General features: G+C 34.2%; 17 protein-coding genes. 6 read left to right on the top strand and 11 right to left on the bottom strand.

Translation table 11 applies throughout. The features are described 5' to 3' along the window. Positions 1–89: 89 nt before the first annotated feature. The 5 genes from EG814_RS17055 to EG814_RS17035 all read right to left on the bottom strand — a co-directional run bounded on the left by EG814_RS17055 (position 90) and on the right by EG814_RS17035 (position 8,446). The gene (locus EG814_RS17055; protein WP_125723107.1) at positions 90–1,508 is read right to left on the bottom strand and encodes a TolC family protein; all 1,419 of its coding nucleotides are present in this window, start codon (positions 1,506–1,508) and stop codon (positions 90–92) included. 320 nt (positions 1,509–1,828) lie between these two features. Beyond that, positions 1,829–4,993, bottom strand: a complete 3,165-nt coding sequence (locus EG814_RS17050) for an efflux RND transporter permease subunit (protein WP_125723106.1) — start codon at positions 4,991–4,993, stop codon at positions 1,829–1,831. A gap of 12 nt (positions 4,994–5,005) precedes the next feature. Next, positions 5,006–6,223 carry an efflux RND transporter periplasmic adaptor subunit gene (locus EG814_RS17045; protein ID WP_125723105.1) on the bottom strand — a complete coding sequence of 406 codons (1,218 nt, stop codon included), beginning with the start codon at positions 6,221–6,223 and terminating at the stop codon, positions 5,006–5,008. Positions 6,224–6,471: 248 nt separating this feature from the next. Next, positions 6,472–7,065 carry a TetR/AcrR family transcriptional regulator gene (locus EG814_RS17040; RefSeq protein WP_125723104.1) on the bottom strand — a complete coding sequence of 198 codons (594 nt, stop codon included), beginning with the start codon at positions 7,063–7,065 and terminating at the stop codon, positions 6,472–6,474. A gap of 835 nt (positions 7,066–7,900) precedes the next feature. Next, the gene (locus EG814_RS17035; protein WP_125723103.1) at positions 7,901–8,446 is read right to left on the bottom strand and encodes a hypothetical protein; all 546 of its coding nucleotides are present in this window, start codon (positions 8,444–8,446) and stop codon (positions 7,901–7,903) included. Positions 8,447–8,548: 102 nt separating this feature from the next. On the opposite strand from EG814_RS17035, the gene EG814_RS17030 reads away from it, so the two are divergent. Next, on the top strand, positions 8,549–8,983 hold the full coding sequence (locus EG814_RS17030; protein WP_125723102.1) for a cupin domain-containing protein: 435 nt from the start codon (positions 8,549–8,551) through the stop codon (positions 8,981–8,983). A gap of 230 nt (positions 8,984–9,213) precedes the next feature. Continuing rightward, a complete protein-coding gene (locus tag EG814_RS17025; RefSeq protein WP_125723101.1) occupies positions 9,214–9,762 on the top strand; it encodes a type 1 glutamine amidotransferase domain-containing protein in 549 nt (182 codons plus the stop codon). Positions 9,763–9,968: 206 nt separating this feature from the next. Here EG814_RS17025 and EG814_RS17020 read toward each other — a convergent pair whose 3' ends face one another. The 5 genes from EG814_RS17020 to EG814_RS17000 all read right to left on the bottom strand — a co-directional run bounded on the left by EG814_RS17020 (position 9,969) and on the right by EG814_RS17000 (position 20,985). Further along, entirely contained in the window at positions 9,969–10,313 is a 345-nt protein-coding gene (locus EG814_RS17020; protein ID WP_125723100.1) for a hypothetical protein, read from the bottom strand. 1,012 nt (positions 10,314–11,325) lie between these two features. Beyond that, on the bottom strand, positions 11,326–14,592 hold the full coding sequence (locus EG814_RS17015; RefSeq protein ID WP_125723099.1) for a type I restriction enzyme HsdR N-terminal domain-containing protein: 3,267 nt from the start codon (positions 14,590–14,592) through the stop codon (positions 11,326–11,328). Between the two features lie 397 nt (positions 14,593–14,989). Then, positions 14,990–16,078: an efflux RND transporter periplasmic adaptor subunit gene (locus tag EG814_RS17010; protein WP_125723098.1), complete on the bottom strand. Its 1,089-nt coding sequence runs from the start codon at positions 16,076–16,078 to the stop codon at positions 14,990–14,992. A 221-nt stretch (positions 16,079–16,299) separates the two neighbouring features. After that, entirely contained in the window at positions 16,300–19,587 is a 3,288-nt protein-coding gene (locus EG814_RS17005; RefSeq protein WP_125723097.1) for an efflux RND transporter permease subunit, read from the bottom strand. Positions 19,588–19,599: 12 nt separating this feature from the next. Continuing rightward, a complete protein-coding gene (locus EG814_RS17000) occupies positions 19,600–20,985 on the bottom strand; it encodes a TolC family protein (protein WP_125723096.1) in 1,386 nt (461 codons plus the stop codon). A gap of 174 nt (positions 20,986–21,159) precedes the next feature. On the opposite strand from EG814_RS17000, the gene EG814_RS16995 reads away from it, so the two are divergent. From EG814_RS16995 to EG814_RS16980, 4 genes are all read left to right on the top strand, one after another. Then, the gene (locus tag EG814_RS16995; RefSeq protein WP_125723095.1) at positions 21,160–22,197 is read left to right on the top strand and encodes a sensor histidine kinase; all 1,038 of its coding nucleotides are present in this window, start codon (positions 21,160–21,162) and stop codon (positions 22,195–22,197) included. Continuing rightward, positions 22,194–22,895 carry a LytR/AlgR family response regulator transcription factor gene (locus EG814_RS16990; protein WP_125723094.1) on the top strand — a complete coding sequence of 234 codons (702 nt, stop codon included), beginning with the start codon at positions 22,194–22,196 and terminating at the stop codon, positions 22,893–22,895. The genes EG814_RS16995 and EG814_RS16990 overlap by 4 nt, the downstream gene beginning before the upstream one ends. Before the next feature lie 186 nt (positions 22,896–23,081). After that, a complete protein-coding gene (locus tag EG814_RS16985; protein WP_125723093.1) occupies positions 23,082–23,555 on the top strand; it encodes a hypothetical protein in 474 nt (157 codons plus the stop codon). 60 nt (positions 23,556–23,615) lie between these two features. After that, a complete protein-coding gene (locus tag EG814_RS16980) occupies positions 23,616–24,071 on the top strand; it encodes a hypothetical protein (protein ID WP_125723092.1) in 456 nt (151 codons plus the stop codon). A 200-nt stretch (positions 24,072–24,271) separates the two neighbouring features. Here EG814_RS16980 and EG814_RS16975 read toward each other — a convergent pair whose 3' ends face one another. Further along, positions 24,272–25,036: an SDR family NAD(P)-dependent oxidoreductase gene (locus tag EG814_RS16975; protein ID WP_125723091.1), complete on the bottom strand. Its 765-nt coding sequence runs from the start codon at positions 25,034–25,036 to the stop codon at positions 24,272–24,274. Between the last annotated feature and the right edge of the window lie 27 nt (positions 25,037–25,063).

Below are 25,063 nucleotides of genomic sequence, written 5' to 3'. Positions count from 1 at the left end.
TCGTGGCAAAAAAATAAAAAACGCCATGAAACCAAAAAGTCTCACAGCGTTTTCATCTCAAAAAATAAATAATTAACGGGTAACGGGTATTATTTCCAGCCGCCACCAAGCGCACGATACAAATCGGTGTTGGCTGTAAGTTGTTGTCTTTTAAGGTCTGCTAATTCTAACTCGCTTTGCAAAAGATTTGCCTGAGCCGTTAAAACTTCCAAATATTCAGCTAATCCGTTTTGGAATAGCAAGTTGGAGTTTTTAATTGCTTGTTGCAATGTTTTCACTTTTTCTTTAAGGAAAGTTTCTTGTTGTTGTAATTTTTCAATTTTCACCAAAGCATCAGAAACTTCGCTTACGGCAACTAAAACCTGTTGTCTGAAAGCTAAAACCGCTTTTTCTCTTTCCGCGACAGCGATATTATATTGCGTTCTTACTCGTTTGTTATTCAGAATTGGCTGTGTTAAACCACCTGCAACGGTTCCGAATAGAGAAGCCGGAATATTGAACCAGCTGCTCGTTTCGAAAGAGTTTAAACCGCCTTGCGCCGTAATCCTGAGAGCTGGGTATAAATCCGCTTTCGTGATACCGACATTTGCGTTGGCAACTTTAAGCGCTAATTCAGCACTTTTTACGTCTGGTCTTCTGCTTACTAATGAAGACGGAATTCCAACTGATGGATTCGTTTTCACTTCCAGTGCAGTTAAAAGCACCGTTCTTTGTTTTGAATTTGGGAAAGCACCAGTTAAAACACTTAAAGCATTTTCCTGAATCGCAATATTTTGTTCCAATAACGGAATCAATTGCTCTGAATTTAATTTCTGTGCTTCAGACTGTTGAATTGCCAAAGTAGTGACCTGACCAGCATCGTATTTCAATTTGATGATTTTAGTTGTGCTGTCGTTTAACTTTAAGTTTTGTTTCGCGATATTCAATTGCGCATCCAACATCAAAAGATTGTAATATCCTCTTGAAACATTAGCCACAATATTCGTCTGCAAAGCTTTTTTTACTTCTTCAGATTGAAGATATCCTGCATAAGCTCCTTTCTTTTGGTTTCTGATCTTTCCCCAAATATCAGCCTCCCAAGAAAGTGAAGCTCCAGCAGAATAGTCGTCAATATGCTTAGCGCCTAATGCCTGATTCAAGTTCATTCCTGTAAAACTATTGTCCGAAGGATTGCTGGTGCTGGCATTTACAAATAAATTCACCTGAGGAACATTTCCCCATTTCGATTGTGTAAATCTGTATTGCGCAATTTCAATATTTTTTTGTGCAATAAGCAGATCATTATTTCTAGTAACCGCACTATCGATTAGCGTGATAATATCTTTTTCTGTAAAGAAGTTTTTCCACTCAATATCGGCAATACTGGTTGTATCACTCGAAACCGATGCATTCCTGAAATTCTCAGGAAATGCATCTTTTGGAGTTTCAATATCCTTAGAGACTTTACAGGATATTAAAGTCGTGATCAGAATGGCGAAGGTCACGATTTTGGTTATATAATTTTTCATTGTCTTTTTATTAAGTTCTTTATCTGTTGAGTGTATTTTTTAAACACATAGAATCATAGTTTTTATAAGATTAAAAAAGGCGTTTCACTTGTCTAAATACACATAGTTACTATGTGTGGAAACTAGTTTCTTCTAATCTCTTTTCGCTACATGCAACATAAAATTCTATGTCTCTATGTGTTAAAAAATAATCTCCTAACAGCTTAAATTTCTGTACAAATATCTTTTTTGGTTTCAAGATCTTTTGAGATTCTGTACGATATATATCCGATGCCAGCTATGATGGCAACTAAAAGGATTGTGATATAGTTTTCCATATTTTATTTTTCTTCATTATGAATGACAGCAACTGGTTTGCCGCTGAATTTTTCTTGTAAATGCTGGAACACAATGAATAATACCGGAATGATAAACAATCCTAGAATTACTCCTGAAAGCATTCCGCCCGCAGCTCCAATACTAATTGAGTGATTTCCTTGAGCCGATGGCCCTTTGGCGCTCATCATTGGCACAAGACCAACTACGAAGGCAAGGGAAGTCATGATAATTGGTCGCAGACGTAATTTTGCCGCTTCAATAGAAGCTTTTACTAATGCCTGTCCTGATTTTCGTTTCTGTACCGCAAATTCCACAATCAAAATGGCATTTTTAGCGAGAAGTCCGATCAGCATGACTAAGGCAACTTGTACGTAAATGTTGTTTTCGATTCCAGTTAAACCAATAGCCACAAATACTCCAAAAATACCTGCAGGAATTGATAAGATTACAGCCAAAGGCAGAATGTAACTTTCGTACTGTGCAGCAAGTAGGAAATAAACGAATATCAAACACAGTAAAAATATAGTTGCAGACTGTCCTCCGGAAGAAATCTCTTCACGCGTTTGGCCCGAGAATTCAAACCCGTAACCTGCAGGCAATTGTTGAGCTGCTACTTCTTCAATTGCTTTAATGGCATCTCCGGAACTAAATCCAGGTTTCGGAATCGCATTAATAGAAATCGAGTTAAACAGATTGTATCTAGAAGCGGTTTCAGAACCATAAATACGAGTCAGTTTTACTAAAGTATTTATTGGCACCATTTCGCCGTTTTTGTTTTTAACGAAAACACGGTCAATTGCAGTTGGATCGGCTCTGTCGGCAATATCAGCCTGAACAACCACTCGGTAATATTTACCAAATCGGTTAAAGTCTGATGCCTGTGCACTACCAAAATAAGCCTGCATGGTTTGTAAAATGTCTTTTACATTTACGCCTAACTGATTCGCTTTTTCGTCGTTGATATCCAATTGTAATTGAGGATAATCTGCTTTGAAACTGGTGAAGGCAACCGCAATTTCAGGACGTTTCATTAATTCGCCGATGAAATTTTGAGAGATTCCAGAGAATTTATCCAATTTTCCTCCGGTTTTATCCTGAAGAACTAAATCTAAAGCCTCAACGTTACTAAATCCGGGAACCGTTGGGAAACTGAATACGAAGAAACTTCCGCCAGAAATAGCGCCCAGTTTACCACGAACCTGATTCATGATTTCGTCAATGTTTTTCACTTCTCCGCGCTCTTCGTTTGGTTTCAATAAAACGAAAACTACTGCAGAAGATGGACTTGTTGAATTGGTCAATAAGTTAAAACCAGAAATCGCTGTTACAAATCTTGAAGCGTCTAAACCTCTTAAAGTATTCTCAGCTTCGGTCATTACTTTTTGAGTTCCGTCAAGCGAAGTTCCCGATGGTGTGTTTACCGCAATCGCGATAAATCCTTGATCTTCTGTTGGAATAAATCCGGCAGGAGTTGTTTTTACTAATAAAATAGTTGCAGCAGTAATAGCAGCTAATCCGCCAAGACTCAACCATTTTTTTCTGATTAAGAATTTGATTCCGCCCACATAACGGTTTGTCAACGATTCGAAACTGCTGTTAAAAGCCGTAAAGAATTTTTCTTTAAATCCTTTTTTCACATAAGGCGCATCGTGATCATGAGCTCCGTGATTGTCTTTTAAGAATAAAGCAGCAAGCGCCGGACTCAAAGTCAAGGCATTAACAGCCGAAATTACAATTGCAATTGCCATCGTAAAGGCAAACTGACGATAGAAAACTCCTGTTGAGCCTTCCATAAAACCAACCGGCAGGAATACAGCAGCCATTACCAGCGTAATCGAGATAATAGCACCCGTGATTTCGTGCATTGCTTCATGAGTTGCGATTTTTGGAGACAATTTTTTATGCTCCATTTTCGCATGCACGGCTTCTACGACGACAATCGCGTCATCGACCACAATACCAATCGCCAGAATTAATGCGAAAAGCGTTAGAAGGTTAATCGAGAATCCGAATAACTGCATGAAGAAGAACGTTCCTAAAATTGCTACAGGTACAGCAATAGCCGGGATTAAAGTTGATCTAAAATCCTGAAGGAAAATAAATACCACAATAAATACCAGAATAAAAGCTTCGATCAAAGTATGCTCCACTTGTTCGATAGATTGATCCAGCGAAACTTTTGTACTGTAAAATATATTGTGTTTGATACCTTTTGGAAAATCTTTAGAAGCCTTTTCCATCATTTTATTGATCGCAATCTGAATGTCATTAGAGTTAGAACCCGCTAACTGAATCACACCGATTACAATTCCTTTTTTACCATTTAAACGTGTTAAACTGTTGTAAGAGTAAGCACCCAGTTCCACTCTTGCCACATCTTTTAGACGAAGAACAGAACCGTCTGCGTTAGAACGAATGGCAATATTTTGATAATCTTCTGGTTTGGTAAGTTTTCCTTTGTATTTGATGACGTATTCAAAAACCTCTTTGCTTCGCTCTCCAAATTTCCCTGGAGCCGCTTCCAAACTTTTATCCTGAATTGCGCCCATAACTTCGCTTGGCGTAACATTATGCGTTGCCATTTGCGTTGGATTTAACCAAACACGCATTGAGTAATCTTTTACACCACCAAAAATACTGGCAGAACCCACACCCGGAATACGTTTCAACTCCGGAATAATATTAATTTGAGCGTAGTTCGCAACAAAAGTCTGATCGTATTTAGTTTCATCATCGGTATACATACCAATTGCCATGATGAAAGAGTTTTGTTGTTTTGCCGTAATAACACCTTGCTGCACAACCTCCGCAGGAAGCTGACTTGTAGCTTGTGCCACACGGTTCTGAACGTTTACCGCAGCCTGATCGGCATCTGTTCCTAATTTAAAGAAAACGGTAATCGCCAAAGTACCATCGTTACTCGCAGTAGAACTCATGTATGTCATGTTTTCTACACCATTTATAGACTCTTCCAGAGAAGGTGCCACAGAACGTAAAACCGTTTCTGCATTCGCTCCCGGATATACCGCCGTTACCAAAACCGATGGCGGCGCAATATCTGGAAACTGTTGTAAAGGCAGTTTAGTTAAACCCAGTACCCCTAAGATCACCAACAAAATGGAGATTACAGTTGCCAGTACTGGTCTTTGTATAAATATTTTGAACATTATTTCTTTTGATTATTTTTTGTTAGTTACTTCGGCAACTTTAGTTGATTTTTCAGGCTGAATAGCTTGTCCGTCCTGTAGTTTGTCAATACCGCTCAATACGATTTGATCTCCAGCATGTACACCGTCTTTAATTAAATAATTAGTTCCGTTTTTACCTATAACAGTAATTGGCATTTTAGTTACTTTGTTGTCTTTTCCAACAGTAAATACGAATACTTTATCTTGCATTTCAACTGTAGCCGACTGCGGAACCAAAATCGCATCGTCGTGATTTAATCCTAAACGGATTCTTCCTGTGTTTCCAGAACGAAGTGTTCCGTTTGCATTTGGGAAAGTCGCTCTAAGCGTGATCGCACCAGTAGTTTTATCAAACTGACCGTCTACCATATCGATTTTTCCTGTTTTTGGATAATCCGTATTATCAGCTAAAATCAAGTTAACTGGCGGCAATTTTTTGATTTTATCACCTAAAGAATTTCCAGCGTATTTTGATTTAAAGTTGATGAAATCTGTTTCACTCAAAGAGAAATAAGCAAAAACTTCATGAACATCAGAAAGTGTTGTCAAAGCTTCAACATCAGATACAGAAACCAAACTTCCTTGTTTTTTAGGCAATCTTCCAATATAGCCGCTTACCGGAGCCGTAACATTGGTATATCCTAAATTAATTTTAGCAGAACCTACCATTGCTTTTGCCTGCTCGATATTGGCAGCAGCAATTTTTTGAGTCGCTTTAGCCGTTTTTAACTGATAATCAGAAACTACTTTGTTTTGTACCAATGGAGTAAGTTTATCAACTTCTAAATTTGCGTTGATTAAAGCCGCTTCAGCTGCATGTAGACTTGCTAAAGCATTGTTTAACTGCTCACGAAACGGACGCTCATTGATTTTAAATAAAGTTTGTCCTTTACTTACATAAGCACCTTCGTCAACATAAATTCTGTCTAGATTTCCGCTTACCTGCGGACGGATTTCAACGTCAACAGTTCCTTGTATAGAAGCAGGATATTCAGCGTCAGTAGTAGTGTTTGCACTTGTGATCGCTAAAACTGGTAAAACCGGTGGAGGCGGAGCAGCAGGACCTTGATTTTTATCGGCACAGCTGCTTAAAACTAATGCCAGAATAAAACTGGTTATAATTACATTTTTCATTTTAATTGTGGTTTTAATTGGTTGAACATTTTCTCGGATTAATTCTTTGGGCATTCTGGCATTCTCGGGATTCATATTTAATTGAATTAAATTATCTAACGTTGTTAAGTAAAAGTGCACAAATTGCCATACAGCAAGCCTTTCCAAGTTTATTTCTAAATCGGTATTAAATTATCTAACATCGTTAAGTAAAAGTCTAAAAAAAGAGCTTTTATTACCTTTATTAAATTTTCTAAGAGTGTTAAGTTAATGTTTCAAAAAAAAGGATTTTACATTATCCTATTAAATTATTTTACACCGTTAAGTAAAACTTGAAAAAATTTTTATTGTATTGATTTGATGATACCACCAATGGCATCCTTCAAAATTTGGGCATTAATTGTTTCTAAAATGTCACTTTTGTTAATGATATTGATGGCGATTAAACCATGAATAACAGAAAAGAAAGTGAAGTACTTTTGTTTTATGATATCCTGACTCGGATTGCTGTCTTTCATTACTTCAGCAATTACCTGAGTAAATAATTTGTAAGGTCCCTCCTGAGCCGAACATCGCTGTGCGCAACAGGTCATCTGGACACCAAACATTAATTGATACATTTCAGTATTAGTAAAAGCAAAGTCCCAATACGTCATCCACATGGCTTCTAATTGGTCTTCGGGTTTTTTAAACTTATCTATTGCAGCTTGCAGTTCTTTAGTCAGTTTAATAAAACCTTTGCCTGTCAGTTCTTCTAAAATTGCTTCTTTATTCGAGAAATATTCATAAATAATAGGAGCAGTATATTCGATCTTATCGGCAATTTTACGCATACTCAAACCATTCCAGCCTTCTTCTTTTACGATATCATAAGCAGCGCCAAGAATATTATTTCTTGTCTCTTCTTTTTGTCTTAAAATTCGATCTTTGCTAGCCATTTTATTCGAGTATTAAATCGTTTAACACTGTTAGGCAAATGTATGACGGTTTTTCGAATTACAAAATATTTTTATCATAATATTTTCTTATCGTGCAATAAGTATTTCTAAAAATATTTGTGAAGTGCTGATTTTATTGAGCTTTTTATGAAGTTGAATATTTTTTAGAAGCAGAATATTTTTTGTTTTCATCAAGTTTTGTCCCGCTCTACACTATATCTTTTTCTGTCTAAAGAAGCCAGAAAAAGGATGCCGTTACGATCGGGGCTAGGCGAGGAGGTATTGTTTTCATAATTTTTCTCAGCAGACTTCAAAAGAATATTTCGATATTATGGTTAGAAATTCCGTTAGGAATGACCAATATTGCAGCAACGTCCCGAAGCTTCGGGATTAATCCGTTGAATCACGAGAATTGCCACCACAAATGAGTTCCGTAGGAACGGAACCTATATACGTGTAAAATGGTTCGATCCTAACGGATCTTTATTTTGGATTTCGCTTTTTAAAACCGGGATTAAAATCCCGGCCTACAAAATTGGTCGAGCCGATGGCTCTTAAAAATTTCGTTAGAAATGGTAAATATTGTAACAACGGATTTCAATCCATTGAAAAAATGAAATCAGCGCGACGAATCAGTTTCGATAGGAACGGTATATATAAGCTTCATATTTTTGATTTTTTAAACCTGCGATTAAAATTCTAGCTTAAAAAACAATTTCTTAGAAAGCTATTTTTCCTAGGATATTTTTGGGTATTTACGAAGTACGAAAAAGTATTTAGAGATTTTATACAGTTCGTCAATTATTTATAAACCCTCATAGATCAATCTCAAAACCTAAAACTGTCTAATTTGTCGAAACATTTCTTCGTATTTCTCTTTAAACATTCCTTCAGCTTTTTCAGGAAACTTAAAACCATCAGGACCAACGTAAACATGAATGGTAACTTCGTCTTTATTGACTTTCCTCATGTCATTATATTTAATAAGCCATGCATCATAATGTTCTATCAATTTAGATGCTTCGCCGAGCAATTCAGGAGGTAGATGATGTCCGTTTTCTAAAAGAATATCCCGTATTTTTTTATTAGAAACATACATGATTTCATCTTCAAAGTGAGCATTATATTTTTTAAGTTTCGAATAGGTGTTTACAAATGCAAGTCGGGTTCTGTTTAAATGGATATAAACTTGTCCGAGAAGTTCTGTAGTTTGTTTCTGCCATTCAAAATCAGTATTTTGTATTTTTGCCATTCGGTCAAATTCGTGTCTGATTTCAGCATTTGTTCTTTCGGTTTTCTTATGGAAATAATATACAATGCCACTTGTCAAAATGGTTGTGATTATAGAACTTCCTAAAATTGTTTTTAATAAGTCTTCCATTATTCATCTTTTATTTGTAATTATTTGTAAATCAAATATTTATAACTAGCTAATATACGATTAAAAATGTTATGTTTTTTTCGTAACATTACAATAAAAAAAATGAAATCACTGACTATCCTAAAAACCGCCATTACAATTTTATTTCTCCAAATCGCTTTTGCTCAGGACACCCAAGAAAATAAACCAGAAATAAAATACACGATTGAAAACTGCGTCAATCATTTTGAATTCGACAAAGCCATCAAAACCAAAGTCGGTTATCAATATTGGTTTGGCGATAAAAACTTCACTCACGAAAATACGCTAAAAATGAGCATCGTCGAACCCGGAAAATCGACCCATGCGCCACATCATCACCCAGAAGAAGAATTCTTTTATATTCTGGAAGGTTCTGCTTCTTTTTTCTTAGACGGAAAAACAGTTGTCGTTGGACCAAATACGAGTTTGTATTGTCCGCCAAATGCCGAACACGGAATAAGTAATGCAGGAAATACCAATTTGAAATATTTGGTGATTAAGAAGGATTTGAGATGAGAATAAATTAGACATTTATTTTTTGCTATTCTCTTTGTATTCGCCTATAAAATAAGTAACGGAATCTACTTCAATTTTATATAATTTCTGTATAATTTTTAATAAATACTTGTAGTTCAATTAATTAACTTTTATTAAAGAAACCTTTAACATGTTCTGTTTTCGCTGTCTTTTTGAAATAACTAATTTTAGGTAAATCAAAATTAATAACATTTTAAATATTTAAAATTATGAAAAAGAATATAGCCATATTAGCGACAAACGGTTTTGAAGAATCAGAATTATCATCTCCAAAAGCCTATCTAGAAGAGCAAGGCTGGAATGCAGATATTATCAGTTTAAAATCTGGAACAATTAAAGCATGGAAAGACGGAAACTGGAGCAACGAATATAATGTTGACGTAGTTTTAGATCAGGCAAATGAAGCCGATTATGATGCGTTGGTGCTTCCTGGTGGAGTTTTAAACCCTGATTCATTAAGAAGAGAAGAAGCCGCAGTAGACTTTGTACGTTCCTTTTTTAAAAGTAAAAAACCAGTAGCAGCCATTTGTCACGGACCACAAATTCTGGTAGATGCAGATGTTTTAGAAGGTCGAAAAGTAACATCTTTCTTCTCTGTCAAAAACGATTTAAAAAATGCCGGAGCACAATGGGAAGATGCAGAAGTAGTCGTTGACCAAGGATTAGTTACCAGCCGAAACCCAAATGATTTACCCGCTTTTAATAAAAAAATGGTGGAAGAAATTAAAGAAGGAAAACACGAGCGCCAGTCGGTTTAAAAAGATTTTTTCTTTTAAAATTATCAAATGCAAAAAATGCGAGATCGATTTTGGTCTTGCATTTTTTTTGTTTCACGCTGATTAGGCGGATTGAAGCAGATTTTATTTTATTTTTTTCTATTCTCTCGCAGATTGGCAGATTTGGCGATTGATTTTTTATTGTTTTGATGAAAAGGCAAATTTCTGATCGGTTTAAAAAAGTAATATTAAACCAAATTTTGTTGATGCTTTTCAAAATATTTAATTGCCATTTCTACAATTTCTTCTTTTGTAGTAAAGCTATAGTGAAATCCGCCAGACAGCATATAACTATCTCCCAGTTTCGGATACTGAATTTCGCCATTTAAGTGAAAAGATTCAACTATTGTCAGCCAGAGATTTTTGTTTTTATCTTTAAAATAAAATAAAGATTCATCACTAACAATAAATAAAGTTCCGTTGTCTATATCCAATATTGAAGTGAACTTACTAATCGGGAAATGGCCTAATATACTAACGTTTGTATTATATTTTCTAGATAATAAATAGATGATTTTTTGTAATTCTGGCATAGTTGAGGTTTAAAGCTTTGGGTGTTAACCTGCAATTTATGATGACATGTTTGAAATATTTTACCCCTAAAAGACTTAATTATGTTAGAATAAGGTATTTTTATTTCAAAGGAATTTTTAATTGTTTTTGTTTAGTCAGAAAACGTGATTGGAAACAAAAAATGTATTATGATCTCGACATTGGGTTGTTTATAAATGTGCCAATCCTACAGATTTTTTTGAAATCATGACATTAATCCGTTGAAACGTGTAAACGTCACGAGAAATAAGTTCCGTAGCAACGACACATATTACCAGAATATTTCAGCAGTTAAAAATTCCAGAGGAATGAAATATTAGAGATTCATAATACGTGCCGTACCAAAAGCTCCAGCGGAGTGGCATATAATTACAATAAATGTTTCGATCCTATGGATCTTTTTAATTTTAGGATTCAATAATCCCGGGATTAAAATCCCGGGCTACAAAATAAATCATTCCTAACGGAATTTCAACAAGAGCCATAGGCTCGATTTATTTTGTAGTAACGGATTTTAATCCGTTGAAAAGGTAATCGTCAACACAAAAGAGTCCCGTAGGGACGACACATAATATTTCCGCAGGTTAAAAATTCCGGAGGAATGAAATATGTATAGATTCATAAAACGTGTTGTACCAAAAAGCTCCAGCGGAGCAACATATCGTAAATAGGATTTCACCCCGCTGGGACTCTTCTAAAATGTGAATAATTGCTTTCTATACATATTTCGTCCCGCTGGGACTTTCTACATTATTATATTTTAGCTCTCGGCGTCTCAGGACAACACCAAACCCTCCAAATCTGACTAGCCAATTTTGAAGACAATTATTATTGGCTCAATGAATTGGCAGAGATTTTGAATCCTTATTTGAGTGAGGAGTAAGGTTTATAAAATGGAAAAACCTCGATTTTTTTAAGGATCGAGGTTTATTTTTAATAACTTAGTTTTATGATTTAGACGATTATTAATAAATGATTACCTTATATTATTAACTAGTCAACACGAGTTCTAATATCGGTTTTTGCAATTCTAATTGTATGTAATGTATGGTTTAAAAAATTATTTTTATTTATTTCTCTACCATCCAATGTACTAGGAAAATAATTGGTAATGTTTGTTTTATTATTTTCAATTATTTCAATATAGCTAAAATCTCCAAACATTGATGAGAATTGGATAAGGTTAAATAAAAAATATTGGTTTTCCCAAAAAGGTGATTGCAAGTTATATTTTATCCAGTTATCCAATTTTGTTTTTAATTTTTTAAGGTTTGGAATATTTACCAAAAAAACTTGATTAATAATAAATGGATATTTAAAAAAAGGTAATTGAGAAATAAAAGCTTTTTCTAATGAGTTAAGATTATTTTCAAAATTTAATAAAATAGACAATGCAATTGATGATAATTCTGTATTATCATTAAAAATGGAATAAATTAGCATGAGTTCATTTTGAGATAAATAAACTTTTGTGGAATCAATTTTTTCTATTATTTTCTTGTATCCGCTGATATTTTCTTCACAGGTTAAATTTGTTGCCCACTCATGTAATATTTTATATCGTTTTTTTTGATCAAAATTTTTATTGTTAACACATTGTAGAATGAATTTATTAAATAAAATATTTTTCTTGTTTGATAGTGTTGAAGCAATGAAAAAAATAGTTGGTGTGTTATAAGATTTACTTCCTATTTCTAATAATTTAATATAATCCTCATCATCCATTATTCCTATAGAAGCGTGAGTTAACCATGTTTCATTTTTATAAGTTTCAGGCAAACATTCAATTATTTTATACAATGTAGGTTTAAGCTCTTTAGCTTGCATTTTTCCTAATCCAATAAATAAATGTCCGGCTAATTCGCTATTATGGTCTTCTTCAATTATTTCAATAAATTTTGGAATAGCTAGCCTGTAATCTAATGAACATATTGCTCTGCATAACCAAAATTTAGTATCATCTGAATAATTATTATTTAAAAATCTTGAAAACAACAATTCTCCTGTATTCTCAATTTTTGAATAATTAAGTATTCTAACCAAAGTGCTATCAGGTTTTTTATCAAATTCATGAATTATATCATCTCGAAGTTGGATATCTTCAATATAATGAAACCAATATTGTACATAAAAAAGTGGTCCGCGTTTATCTTCTACGTATTCATTTAATATAGATGAAAAAATAATTTTCCTCTCACTTATCATTTTTTTATCTAGAGTATCAAGGACAAATCGCCTTATTTGTGTTTTTATTTTTCGATTTTGAACTAAATCAATAAGTTTATCTGTACCTTTTTTACTTTTATATTTTTCAAGTAGTTTGCAAATTTCGTAGACATTATAATTAGATGAATACTCATTTATTAAATAAAGCAACTCAATTAATTCTAATTCAATATTTGAGAATTTTAAAATTTTTAAAAGTGTAATATTGATTTCTTCATGATTTAAGTAATCTGTTTGATCATTTTTAATAAGTTCCTTTATTAAAGTAAAAATTAACTTTATTTGATTATTTTCAATTTTTGCAAAGAAATTTTCATTTTGCTGAGCAATTAGCTTTATTGAAATGTTTGTATTTTTTTTCTTGTCAAATTTAATTATTGCTTTAATGCAATCTATTAAATATTCTGAATCACAATTTCCAATATAAAAATTAATTGCATTTTCTCCTATAAAAGAATCCAATGATTTTATTATCCTTTTAGTTCTTTGTTTCTTTTGGACATTGTTTAACAAAAGAATTTCATTGGAAATTATATAATCACGAATCTTAGAAAAATAAAAGCCAATATAAGTTATATTATTAATATTATTTCGATATAAAAGACTATTAGAAAACAAGTCTATTGGGATCTCTTCATTTATACTTAAACGAAGATATTCTCTAATTTTAAGTTCTTCTTCATGAATTTTATTGTTTGACAATAAAATTTGAGCAATTGAATATAAGTATCTTTTGCATAATTGATTATTTGTAGTCTTTATTAATTTTTGTTTTAGATATAACGAAATAGAATTAACGGAATTTTCACTTAGCGCTATAGTTTTATCTGAGTGTGAGACCTCAAATGCAATTCTTAAAGAAAATGGGTTATACATATCTCGTGAAAATTTTTTTAAAGTAATAGGAATATCCAAAATGTTTGAATATGCTAAAAGTGCTTCTTTAAATTCATTTTCGGTAAAATCTTCAATTAAGAATGTAGTATGTAAATGCTCTACTAAATTGGTTGGAGTATCTTTATTTTTTAGTAGCGAATTCCATAATAAATCTTTACATGAAATGCATAATTTTATATTATATCGTGATGTAATTTTAATTATTTTATCTAATTGAATTGATTTATCCGTAGCAATCCATTCATCTATTGCATCGATAAAAAGTATAAATTGCTTGTTGTGTTGCTCGGCTATGGAACTAATTTTTTTTATAATTGAAATTTCAGTTTCTTGCGGTGAAAACTCTAAATTAAAATCAAATTTTAAATCGTCAAAAAATGAATTTCCTAATAAAGTTCCTGAATAAAATAAAGCTGGATGGTCATTTAGTTTATTAAATAGATGTAATATTGAATTTGTCTTTCCGCATCCAGATGCTCCTACTATTGCAAATACATTTAATTCATTTTGTTCTAAGAATAAATTAAAATTATCGTGAAGACCATCTCTTTCTACATATAAGGATGGTATATATTTTTTATTTAGTATTTCATTTTTTTCTTTTTCTTCAACATTACTGAATTTCAAAATATGCTCTTTACTAATCATTTGGCAAAATATTGATAAATTCTTATACGAATATCCGATGAAATTTTTTAGTGCATTAAATCGAAAAAAAATATCTTCTTCAGTACTTACAAAATAGCCGTTTTTTATTATGTGATTTTTATCAACTTCATTTCCGTAAATTGTATCAAATAGATATGTTTCTTTTCCGTTAGTTACAATTACATATGGTGGCATTGGTTGCATAAGCCTTGCGTAGCTTAAACCTTGTTGACTGTCTTTAGTTTTATTAATAGAGACATTCTCAGCTTTTAATTCAATAATAAAGAGATTTTTATTGTCTACTTTACATAGAATGTCGAGCCTCCCACCGAAAGTCTTTTTTTGTTCATTTTTGATATCATAAACACCTCTGCCAAGTTGAATTGAAAATGAGGTCTCTAGTTTTAGATCATTGTATGAAAGTCCAATATCCTTAAGAAATGGAATTATTATTAAACTTCGAATTTCCTCCTCTGTAAAACTTTTCATAAAAAAAAATGTTATTGTATTTCTTCTAACCAAATATATTTATTTTTTCTTATAAACTATTTTGTAGAATTTTTATTTACTTAAGTATTAAAAGAGGTTCTATTGTGTTTAAAATAGACCTATAATGTGGTTATCTTGGGTGCTAAAAATTTTGCGTTATATATGTAATGTTTTTTATGAGACTATCGTAATCTTTTCTTTCAAAAAGAAATAAAAAAAAGGACAGTCCCTCCAAAAAAGAGGAACTGTCCTAAGGCAAATTTTAGATTTGCACTCCGAAGAATGCGTACAGTAATTGGTAATCTACTAAAAAGAAGACTAAACGCAGGTTATTAATGCCGATATAGTATGAAAACAGTCTAATTTTTATTAGACTGTATTGAATACATAATCGGTATTATTCGTTTATGATATCTCCTTCTTTAGTTTCTTCGCTGGCAATTTTTACCAATTTATCATTTGGAGTTAAATCGCCAAATATTTCGATTTTATCGTCGATTTCTCTTCCTTTTTTAACGTCAATTCTGGTTGCTTTGTGGTTGACTACTTTTACCACATACAGCCCTTCTGCAGAACTTACTAAAGCCGTTTTCGGGATTACGTACGTGCTGTCTTTCGCGTTAAGCGGTAACAAAACTTCGGCAACCATTCCAGGAAGTAAATTTCCTTTGGTGTTGTGAACGTCCATTTCGACTCTTTCAGAACGCAGTTTTAAATCTAAAGCGCCAGACATTCTGGTAATTTTTGCGGTGAAAGTATCAGGTAACGATTTTACGTTAAAACTCATTTCGTCGCCCGGATGCAGATATCCTGTGTACAATTCTGGTACAGAAACTGCCAAACGTAATTTACTCTGCTCCTGAATCGTTAATAAAGGCAAATCAGAACCTTTTCCTGCTGGCCCAACAAATGTTCCTAAATTGACATTTCTTGCTGCTACAACGCCGTCAAATGGCGCACGAATTTCTAAGTAACCTCTCATAATCGAGATTTCTTTGTGTGCTGCAATTGCGGCTTGGTATTGTGCGTAATCAGAATTCTTTTTACCGCTTGCCATTTCTAAATCGTTTTTAGAAATCGTTCCTTCCACCTTGCTTGTTTCGTACAAACGGTTGTAAGTGCTTTTGCTGGTTGCGTAAATCGCTTCCATCGATTTTAATCTCGATTCGGCAGCAGCCAATTGCGAACTGATTTCTGGTGCTTCCAAAACAATTAAAAGCTGTCCTTTTTTAACTTTAGAACCAATATCAACTTTTAAGGTTTTTACGTAACTGCTCACTTTGGCATACAGATCCACTTGTTGGAAACCGGTTAATTCTGCCGGTAAACGCAATTCTGTAGTCAGTTTTTCTTTGGCTAAAAGAAACGTTTCTACTTTAGGTTCGATGACTGGTTTTGCGGTTTCTTCTTTTTTCTTTTCACAGCCGCTTAATACAACTAATGCTGTAAATAATAATGCAGATGATTTTATAATGTTACTTTTCATTTTTTGGTTTTATATAATGAATATGTTTTAATCTGTTGCGTGTAATTTTTAACACATAGTCCCGATAGCTATCGGGATAGCTTTTCTTTGTGTATATAAGGCGTTTCACTTGTTTCAATGCACATAGTTAGACTATGTGTTAAAACTAGTTTTTTCTTTTACCTTTTTTACTCAAAACTCAAATCTATGTTTCTATGTGTTTAAAAAATATACTCAACAGGTTACTTTCCAACTTTCGACTTGCTTATTGATGAGATAAAATGGATGCTTTCTGGATCTTCAGGATCTAGAGAAACAGATTGTGTCGATGTTTTTTCTTGTGCCCACGCAAAGATCTGCGGAAGGATTAATAATACGGCAAATGTAGAAAATAATAATCCGCCGATTACTGCTCTTCCTAACGGAGAAACCTGATCGCCTCCTTCGCCGTGTCCGATCGCCATTGGCAACATACCCGCAATCATCGCAACCGAAGTCATGATAATCGGACGAAGACGCAATGCAGCAGCTTCACGAGCCGATTCTAGGGCATTTCCGTTTATTTTGCGCAATTGCTCGGCATTCGTGACCAAAAGGACGGCATTGGCAATAGAAACTCCGACTGACATAATGATTCCCATATACGATTGTAAATTCAGCGTAGAACCTGTAATCGTCAACATTAATAACGATCCTAAAACTACGGCAGGAACGGTCGTTAAGATTACTAATGAAACTTTGAACGATTGGAAATTAGCAGCCAACATTAAGAAGATTACAAAAACGGCAACCAATAATCCTGTTTGTAAACTGCTTAATGTTTCGGTCAATACAGTACTTAGTCCAATTGGCGTAATAAACAAACCACGAGGTAAATCGCCCAAAGAACTAATTGTTGACGACACATCTTTTGATGCCGTACCTAAATCGGTTTGGTAGATGTTGGCCGTAACGGTAATGTATGGCATGGCTCCTAAATTGTCGTTTTCACCGCTTACAAAGCCCGGTGTGATTTTGGCAACGTCACTTAATACAGGACGAAGCGAGTTTTTTAATACCGGAATTTCTCCAATATCGGTTTTGCTTTTCATTTTATTCAATGGAACCTGAACTTGTACCGCGTATGATAATCCTGCTCTTTCGTCAACCCAGTTGTTTTTCTCAGTATAACGAGAAGATGAGGTCGAAGCTACCAACGAACGCGAAATGTCATTCATATCAACGCCTAATTCAGCTGCACGGGTTCTGTCAATATCAATATTCATAGCTGGATAATGAATTGGCTGTCCAATCTGAACGTCTCTGAAATACGAAATCGCTTTTAATTTATCGACAATTTGAGTCGCATATAATTCGTTTCGTTTCTTGTCTTTTCCAGCTACTCGAATTTCGATTGGAGTAGGAGAACCCTGGCTCAATACTTTGTCTGTCAATTCGATTGGTTCAAACGAAAGTTTGGTATCAGGTAAAACTTTTTTCAAACGCGCTCTAAACTCGTCTTTAAAGTCATCCATATCTTCATGATAGTCTTTTAAACTTACCTGAAAAACAGCTTCGTGAGAACCCGCCATGAACAAATAAATCGGGTTAATCGAGAATAGAGAAGGATGCTGACCCACATAAACAGAAGTAATTCCGATATGCTCTTTGCCTACCATTTTTTCTAATTCTTTCAAAACAACTCTGGCTTGTTCTTCGGTTCTTTCCAAACGTGTTCCATCAACGGCGCGCATTCTTAATTGGAATTGGCTCGAATTGGTTCTCGGAAAAACATCTTTTCCGATAAATCCTAGAAATACAATGGCTAAAACCGTCGCTATAAGTAAATAGCTAATACTCGTTATTTTTTTATGAACAAACAATCGGTCTAAAGTGCGCATAAATCGGTTTCTGAATTTCTCGAAACCACTCACTTTTCCGTCGTCATTAAAATCTTCTCTTTCGACCATTTCCTTTTTCTGAGCAATTAAATCCTGTTCAGATTCTGGAGTTAATCCGCAGGCGTTAAACTCTGCTTCATCGTCGGTAATATTTGGTTCATGTTCGTGTTTCGTGTGTGCTTTCATCATCCAGTTCGCCATTACAGGAACAAAAGTCTGAGAAAGTAAAAACGAAATCACCATTGAGAATCCAATTGCTAAAGCCAAAGGCAAGAACAATGCTCCCGGAATTCCGACCATGGTAAATGCCGGAGCAAATACCGCCAGTATACAAAGTAAGATCAATAATTTAGGCAACGCGATTTCCTGACAGGCGTCCCAGATGGCGAGCGCCTTGGGTTTTCCCATATCGAGATGTTGGTGAATATTTTCGATCGTAACGGTACTTTCATCCACCAAAATACCAATCGCCAATGCCAAACCTGATAATGACATTAAATTGATCGTCTGTCCGAATAATTTCAGGAATAAAACACCAGAAATTACCGAAATCGGAATCGTCATAATTACGATTAACGCTGCACGTCTATCTCCCAAGAATAATAAAACCATTAATCCCGTAAGAACCGCACCGATAATTCCTTCTGTAATCAAACTTTTTACCGAGTTGATTACATAAACCGACTGGTCAAATTCGTATGTAATGTTTACATCTTCAGGAAGTGTACTCTGAATTTTAGGCAATTCTTTTTTCAATTTCTGAACCACATCCCAAGTCGAAGCGTCTCCCGCTTTTGCAATACTAATATAAACCGAACGTTTTCCGTTTACCAAAGCATAACCCGCCGTAATATCGGCACCGTCTTTTACCTGAGCTACATCGCCCAGTTTTAAGTTTTGAACACCGCCTTTGAATAACGGAATCTGCTCAAAATCTGCAATTTCTCTAATCGTATTGTTGGTTGGCGTAATATAGTTTTTGTCACCCATACGCACGTTTCCAGACGGCGCCGTTTGGTTGTTCAAACGAATCGCTTCTACAATCTGGTCTGGCGTCATATTATGCGAACGCAATAAATCCGGATCTACGTTAACCTCAATAGTTCTTGGGCTTCCGCCGAAGGGAGCTGGAGATAATAAACCTGGAATTGAAGTAAACGAAGCACGAACATAAACGTTGGCTAAATCCTGTAATTCGTTGTTGGATCTTACTTTAGAACTCAAAACCAATTGACCAATCGGCAGAGAAGAAGCATCAAAACGAATGATAAACGGTGGCTGTGTTCCCGGAGGAAAAGCCGCCTGAATCCTGTTTGAAAGCGCACTCAATTCGGCCGCTGCCTGCGCCATATTGGTTCCTTCATAATAGGTCAATTTCATAATCATTAACCCCTGAATATTTTTGGTTTCTACCGATTTGATACCATTCGAAAAAGGTAAAACGTTCACGTAGTTTTTGGCAAAATAAGCTTCCATCTGGTCTGGCGTGTAACCTCCAAACGGATGCGCGATGTAGATAACCGGCAAATTCATTTTCGGTAAAATATCTACCTTAATGTCTTTGATGGCACCGATTCCGAAGAAAAATAGACCCGCAACCAATACTAAGATCGATATGGGTTTGCGGAGTGCAAAACGTATTAAATTCATTAGGATTTATAATTAAAATTCATTTATAAATAAGTCAAAATTCCCTGTTGCAGCGACTTTCAATAAGTACGACTGCCAGACATTATTATTGACAATATCACGATCAATTTCGGCACGGTTTAAAACATACATCGTCTGCGTTAAATCGGTCAAATCGGTTAAGCCGTTTTTGTATAAAGTCGATTTCTGAATGTACGCTCTACGAGCAGCATCAACCTGAATTGGCGCTTCGGCGTAGTTTTCAAGCGTAATTCGGATTTTATCTTCAGCAAAATTCAACTGCGATTTCAATTCACGATCTGCCTGATTGTATTCTTCCTGAATCGCCTGCGAAACAAATTTCTGAGCGCTCACTTGTTTGCTCGAACGGAAAGGCGTGGTTAAATTCCACGTAATTCCAACCCCAATTAAATAGTTAGTGCGATCTGGATTTACACCGTCCCAGTAATTTCTTGTAAAGGCAGTTTGATCAGAAGCATAAGAAGAATCAAATCCTGAAGCTCTGGTCTGCAAAACTCCAAAAGCACTCATGGTTGGATAATAGAATCGTTTGTACAGTTTCACCTGCTGATTGCTGTAATCGATTCTGGTTTTGTACAATTGTAACAGAGGGTGAAGACTATCTGTAGCAGTTTCCCTTTTAATTAGATCTTTCGGAATCTGAGTAACAAATAAAGTATCCGTCACAAAATCCTGCGGCGCAACGCCCATTAAATCGACTAATTTGTTGTTTTGTTCTTTAACGAAATTCTTAGCTAGGTTTAAAGCAATTTTCGCTTTAGAAACTTCGGCTGTTGCTAAAGTCGAATCTACTCCAGCCAATAAGCCGTTTTTAACTCTTGCAGCTGCTGTTTTTTTGAAAACTTCTGCGCGGGAAAGATTTTTTTGCTGTGAAATCAATAATCGCTGACTTGCCAAAAGATTTAAATAAGCAGCCGAAATTTTAATTTCCTGTTGAAATTTTTCCTGCTGTAAATCTTTTTCTTTAGCCTGAACATCAATTTTAGAAAGATTTATTTTCTCTTTCGCTTTTCCAAAAGTGAAAAAATCCCAATTCATGTTGACTAAATACAGCGCTCCAAACGCCGAATTCCAGTTTTGATCAGGAAGAGGTAAACCTGACGAAGCTACTCCTAAACCTCCAAATCCGTAAAGCGGTCCGTTTTGTCCGTTTACAGTTCCGTAATCCTGTTGCGCCGATAAGTTAAGGTTGGGCAGATAATCACGACGGGATTGTTTTAGAGTCTCTTTTGATGCATTGGTGTAATTGCTTTTTGCTCGGATAGAACCGTAGTTTTCAAGACCTATCTTTACAGCTTCTTTTAAAGATAGGGTTTGAGCATAACCGATTGAGGCAAAAATCAATAAAAATAAATAGGTAATTTTTTTGAAATACATAAACTCAAGGTGTGAAATAAAATGTTTTTGATGAAACAAATTTATTTCTCTTATACTGATAAAAGTCAGGTTAAGTGATGTACTGCACTAGTAAATGACGAATTGAATTTGTCATTTAATGGAAAAAATTATTAAATATTTGTTCGTACTTTGTAAACTATTTCACAATTAAGAATGAACAAAAAAATCGATAACATATTGGATAACAAGTGGTGGCAAGAAGTTGCAGTTATCTTTTTCTCCTTTACAATTTATACCTTAAAAAATGACTGGATGCTCATTAGTTCATTCACTTCTATTTTAATGGGTATTTTTTTCTACTGCATTTTATACATGCACGCCCAGTTTAACCGCTTTTTTTTGCTCCCAATTTTATTCAAAGCAAACAAACCTTTCACTTATATTATTCTGACGCTTTTTGGAGTTTTTGTCTTTTCTGTGGTTTTGTATGAAATTACCATGATGGACATGTTTAATAAATGTCATTTATATCAAAACTCACATCAGAGAAGTTATGCATACCAATTGGCGAGCGTTTTAGGGACTTTGGTCTGTATTCTGAGTCCGATTATTGTTTTTAAGTTTTATCGTATTCACAGAAAGCAAACCGATGCGGCTTTATTGTTCAATCAAATGCAGTTAAATTCATTGAAAGGACAATTAAATCCGCATTTTTTATTTAATACTTTTAATACACTTTACGGAATCAGCCTTCAGTTTCCAGACAGAACGCCCGATTTGATTATGAAAGTTTCGCAGCTAATGCGTTATCAATTAGAAAGTAACAGCAAACAATGTGTTTCTTTAGAAGACGAATTGGAGTTTATAAACAGTTATGTACAATTGGAAAAAGAGCGTGTTGGCTATCGCTGTGATATTACTTTTGAAAGCAAAGTCGATATCGAATATACGTATAAAATATCGCCGATGCTATTAATTGCATTTATTGAAAATGCTTTTAAACATGGAACTTGCGCTATTGAAAATTGTTATGTAAAAATTACGATTACAGTTGAAAACGGTTTGTTGAAATTGCATGTTGCCAATTCGATTCCGAAGAAAAATGATGTGATTTCTACCAAAATTGGTTTAAAAAATACGATTGAACGTTTGAATTTAATTTATGGAAAAGACTATAAATTGAATATTAACGATGATAAGCAGACCTACGTTGTTGATTTAGAAATTCAGCTAAAAAAGTTTGTAGGATGAAAGAAACAAAGAAATGTATAATTGTAGATGATGAACCCGCGGCGCATTATGTTCTAGCGAATTATATTAAACAGAATCCGCAGTTAGAATTGGTTTTTCAAGGTTATAATGGAATTGAAGCGATGAATTTTCTTCGTGAAAATACAGTCGATCTAATGTTTCTGGATATTAATATGCCTGAAATTTCAGGAATGGAATTATTAAAGATTATCCCCAATCATCCTAAAACAATTTTAACAACGGCTTATTCTGAATTTGCTCTGGAAAGTTATGATTATGGCGTTATTGATTATCTGTTGAAACCGATTTATTTTCCGAGGTTTTTAAAAGCAATCGATCGTTTTTTTTCTACAGAAAATGGAAAAACAAAAGAAGAAGAAAACATTGTGAATGCCGTAAGTGTAAAAGTGGACGGTTATATTATGGATATAGAACTGGATCAGCTTTTGTTTGCTCAAAGTTTTGGAAATTATGTGAAGCTTCATACCACCAAACGAACTTATTTGGCATCGATCACGACAACAGAATTTGAAAAATGTCTTCCAGAAAAAAGTTTTATGCGCATTCATAAATCGTATATCGTTGCCTTAGATAAAATTGATGCAACTGAAAAGGATTTTGTTGTCATTAAAAACGAAAGAATCCCAATCGGAATTACTTATAAAAGGGAATTGACGGATAGGATTAAGAAAATTTAGTGATCAGTGGTCAGTTTTTTAGTGTTCAGTCTTCTTATACTTAAATTAAAACTGATTACCATCTAGAAGTTTCGGGACTGACTACTAAAAAACTGACCACTGAACACTAAAAAAAATCTTTGCCTTCATAATAGAAAAAGTAGTACTTTTAATACGTTATTTGAAGTTCAACTTAAAAGAGAAATTATGAAAAGAGCATTTTTGATTTTTACTTTTTTATGCAGTAGTTTTTTGATGGCGCAAGAAGGAACTAACATGAAAAAAGTGATTACACCGCCAGAAAAAGTGCGGTTTACTTTTGAAAAAGAGTATCCGGGAAAGGTACCAGTCTGGTCTGAAGAATATGTTGGAGACGATGCAGACGAAGTTAGGTATGAAGCACGATATAATGTAAACGATACAACCAAAGCGGTAGCGATTTATGACAATCTAGGAGTTATGAAAGCTTTTGAACTGCAGATTGCCTTTAGAGATCTTCCGATAAAAGCGCAGTCCTATTTGAAAAAGAATTACAAAGCAAAAGCGATTCAAGAAATTGTAAAAGTAGTTGACGATAAAAATAAAACAACTTATGAAGTTGGTGTAATTAAGGACACTAAATTTTATGATGTTGTTTTTGATAAAGACGGCGGTTTTGAGGTTTCTATTGAAAAAGAATAGCTTTTCTTCATAACAAAACAATTGTATTTTATTTGCGTTTATAGAAATCAAAATCTAAAAATGAGGAATATAATTTCAGTAGCGACACTGTTTTGTAGTAGTTTGTTAATTGGTCAAAACAGTATTTTGGTTCCACCGGAAAATGTTACCGCAGCATTTGCAAAGAAGTACCCGAATAAAAAAGCAGTTTGGGATATGCAATATAGCGGTAAAAATGATGATGTTATATTTATGGCAAAATTTAATAATACGCCAAAAACGATCGCTCTTGCTCTATATGATCAAAATGGAAATTTTAAATCTTATAAATATCAAATTCAAATACAAAATTTGCCACTAAAATCGCAGCAATATCTTAAGGAAAATTATGGAATAAAAGCTATCAGAAAGTCATTTACTGTTTTAGATAATGAGAATATTACAACTTATGAATGTGCTGTCGTAAAAGATCAAAAAAATTACAATCTTGTTTTTGACAAGGATGGAATATTTATCAAAAGAATTCAAATTATATAAAGGCTTTACTAATTCAAATATTATTTGAAATGACAAACCCGATAAGTTTTTTTTAAGCTTATCGGGTTTTGTTTTTCTAATTTTTTGTTTCAGGTTTTTTGTTTCAAGTTTCAGGTTTCACGTTCAAACCTGAAACTTGAAACTTGAAACTTGGAATTTGGAATTTGGTCCCGAAGCTTCGGGATGAAATTTTGAAACCTTTACAACATCATTCCGCCAGAAACTTCAATTCTTTGTGCGTTTACCCAGCGAGATTCTTCGCTGCATAAAAAGGCAATAACTCCGCCAATATCATCAGGAAGGCCGACTCTTCCTAAAGCCGTTACCGAAGCAATCTGCTGATTCATTTGTTCATTATCGCGAACAACACCGCCTCCAAAATTGGTTTCTATGGCGCCAGGCGCCACAATATTTACTCTTATTTTTCTAGCGCCCAATTCTTTTGCCTGATATTTTGTTAAGGTTTCCATTGCACCTTTCATAGACGCATAAGCAGCATAACCAGGGAAAGAAAATCTAGCTAAACCAGTTGAAATATTCACAATTCCGCCGCCGTCATTCATTTCGCTTAGAGCCTTTTGAGTTAAGAAAAAAGGCCCTTTAAATTGGATATTGGTCAATAAATCAAAATCGGCTTCTGTAGTTTCGATAAACGATTTATGAATCCCAATTCCGGCATTATTTACCAAAAAGTCAAATTTATCTGTTTTGAAAGTGTTTTTTAAAGTTGTTTTCACAGCTTCAAAAAAAGAATCAAAAGTTCCTGAATCTGCAACATTTAATTGTAACGCAGCTGCTTTTTGACCCAAACCTTCAATTTCTGAAACTACTGCATCAGCTTCTTCTTTTTTGCTGTTATAAGTAATAATTACATCTAATCCTTTTTTTGCAATTGCAATTGCCATGTTTTTTCCTAAACCTCTGCTACCACCTGTAACTAGAGCTATTTTTGTATTTACTGCCATTTTATATTTAGTTTTAAATTGATAAGG

The sequence above is a fragment of the Flavobacterium ustbae genome (assembly GCF_003946915.1).
Taxonomy (GTDB): Bacteria; Bacteroidota; Bacteroidia; order Flavobacteriales; family Flavobacteriaceae; genus Flavobacterium; species Flavobacterium ustbae.
This window is presented reverse-complemented; position numbering and strand designations above follow the sequence as displayed.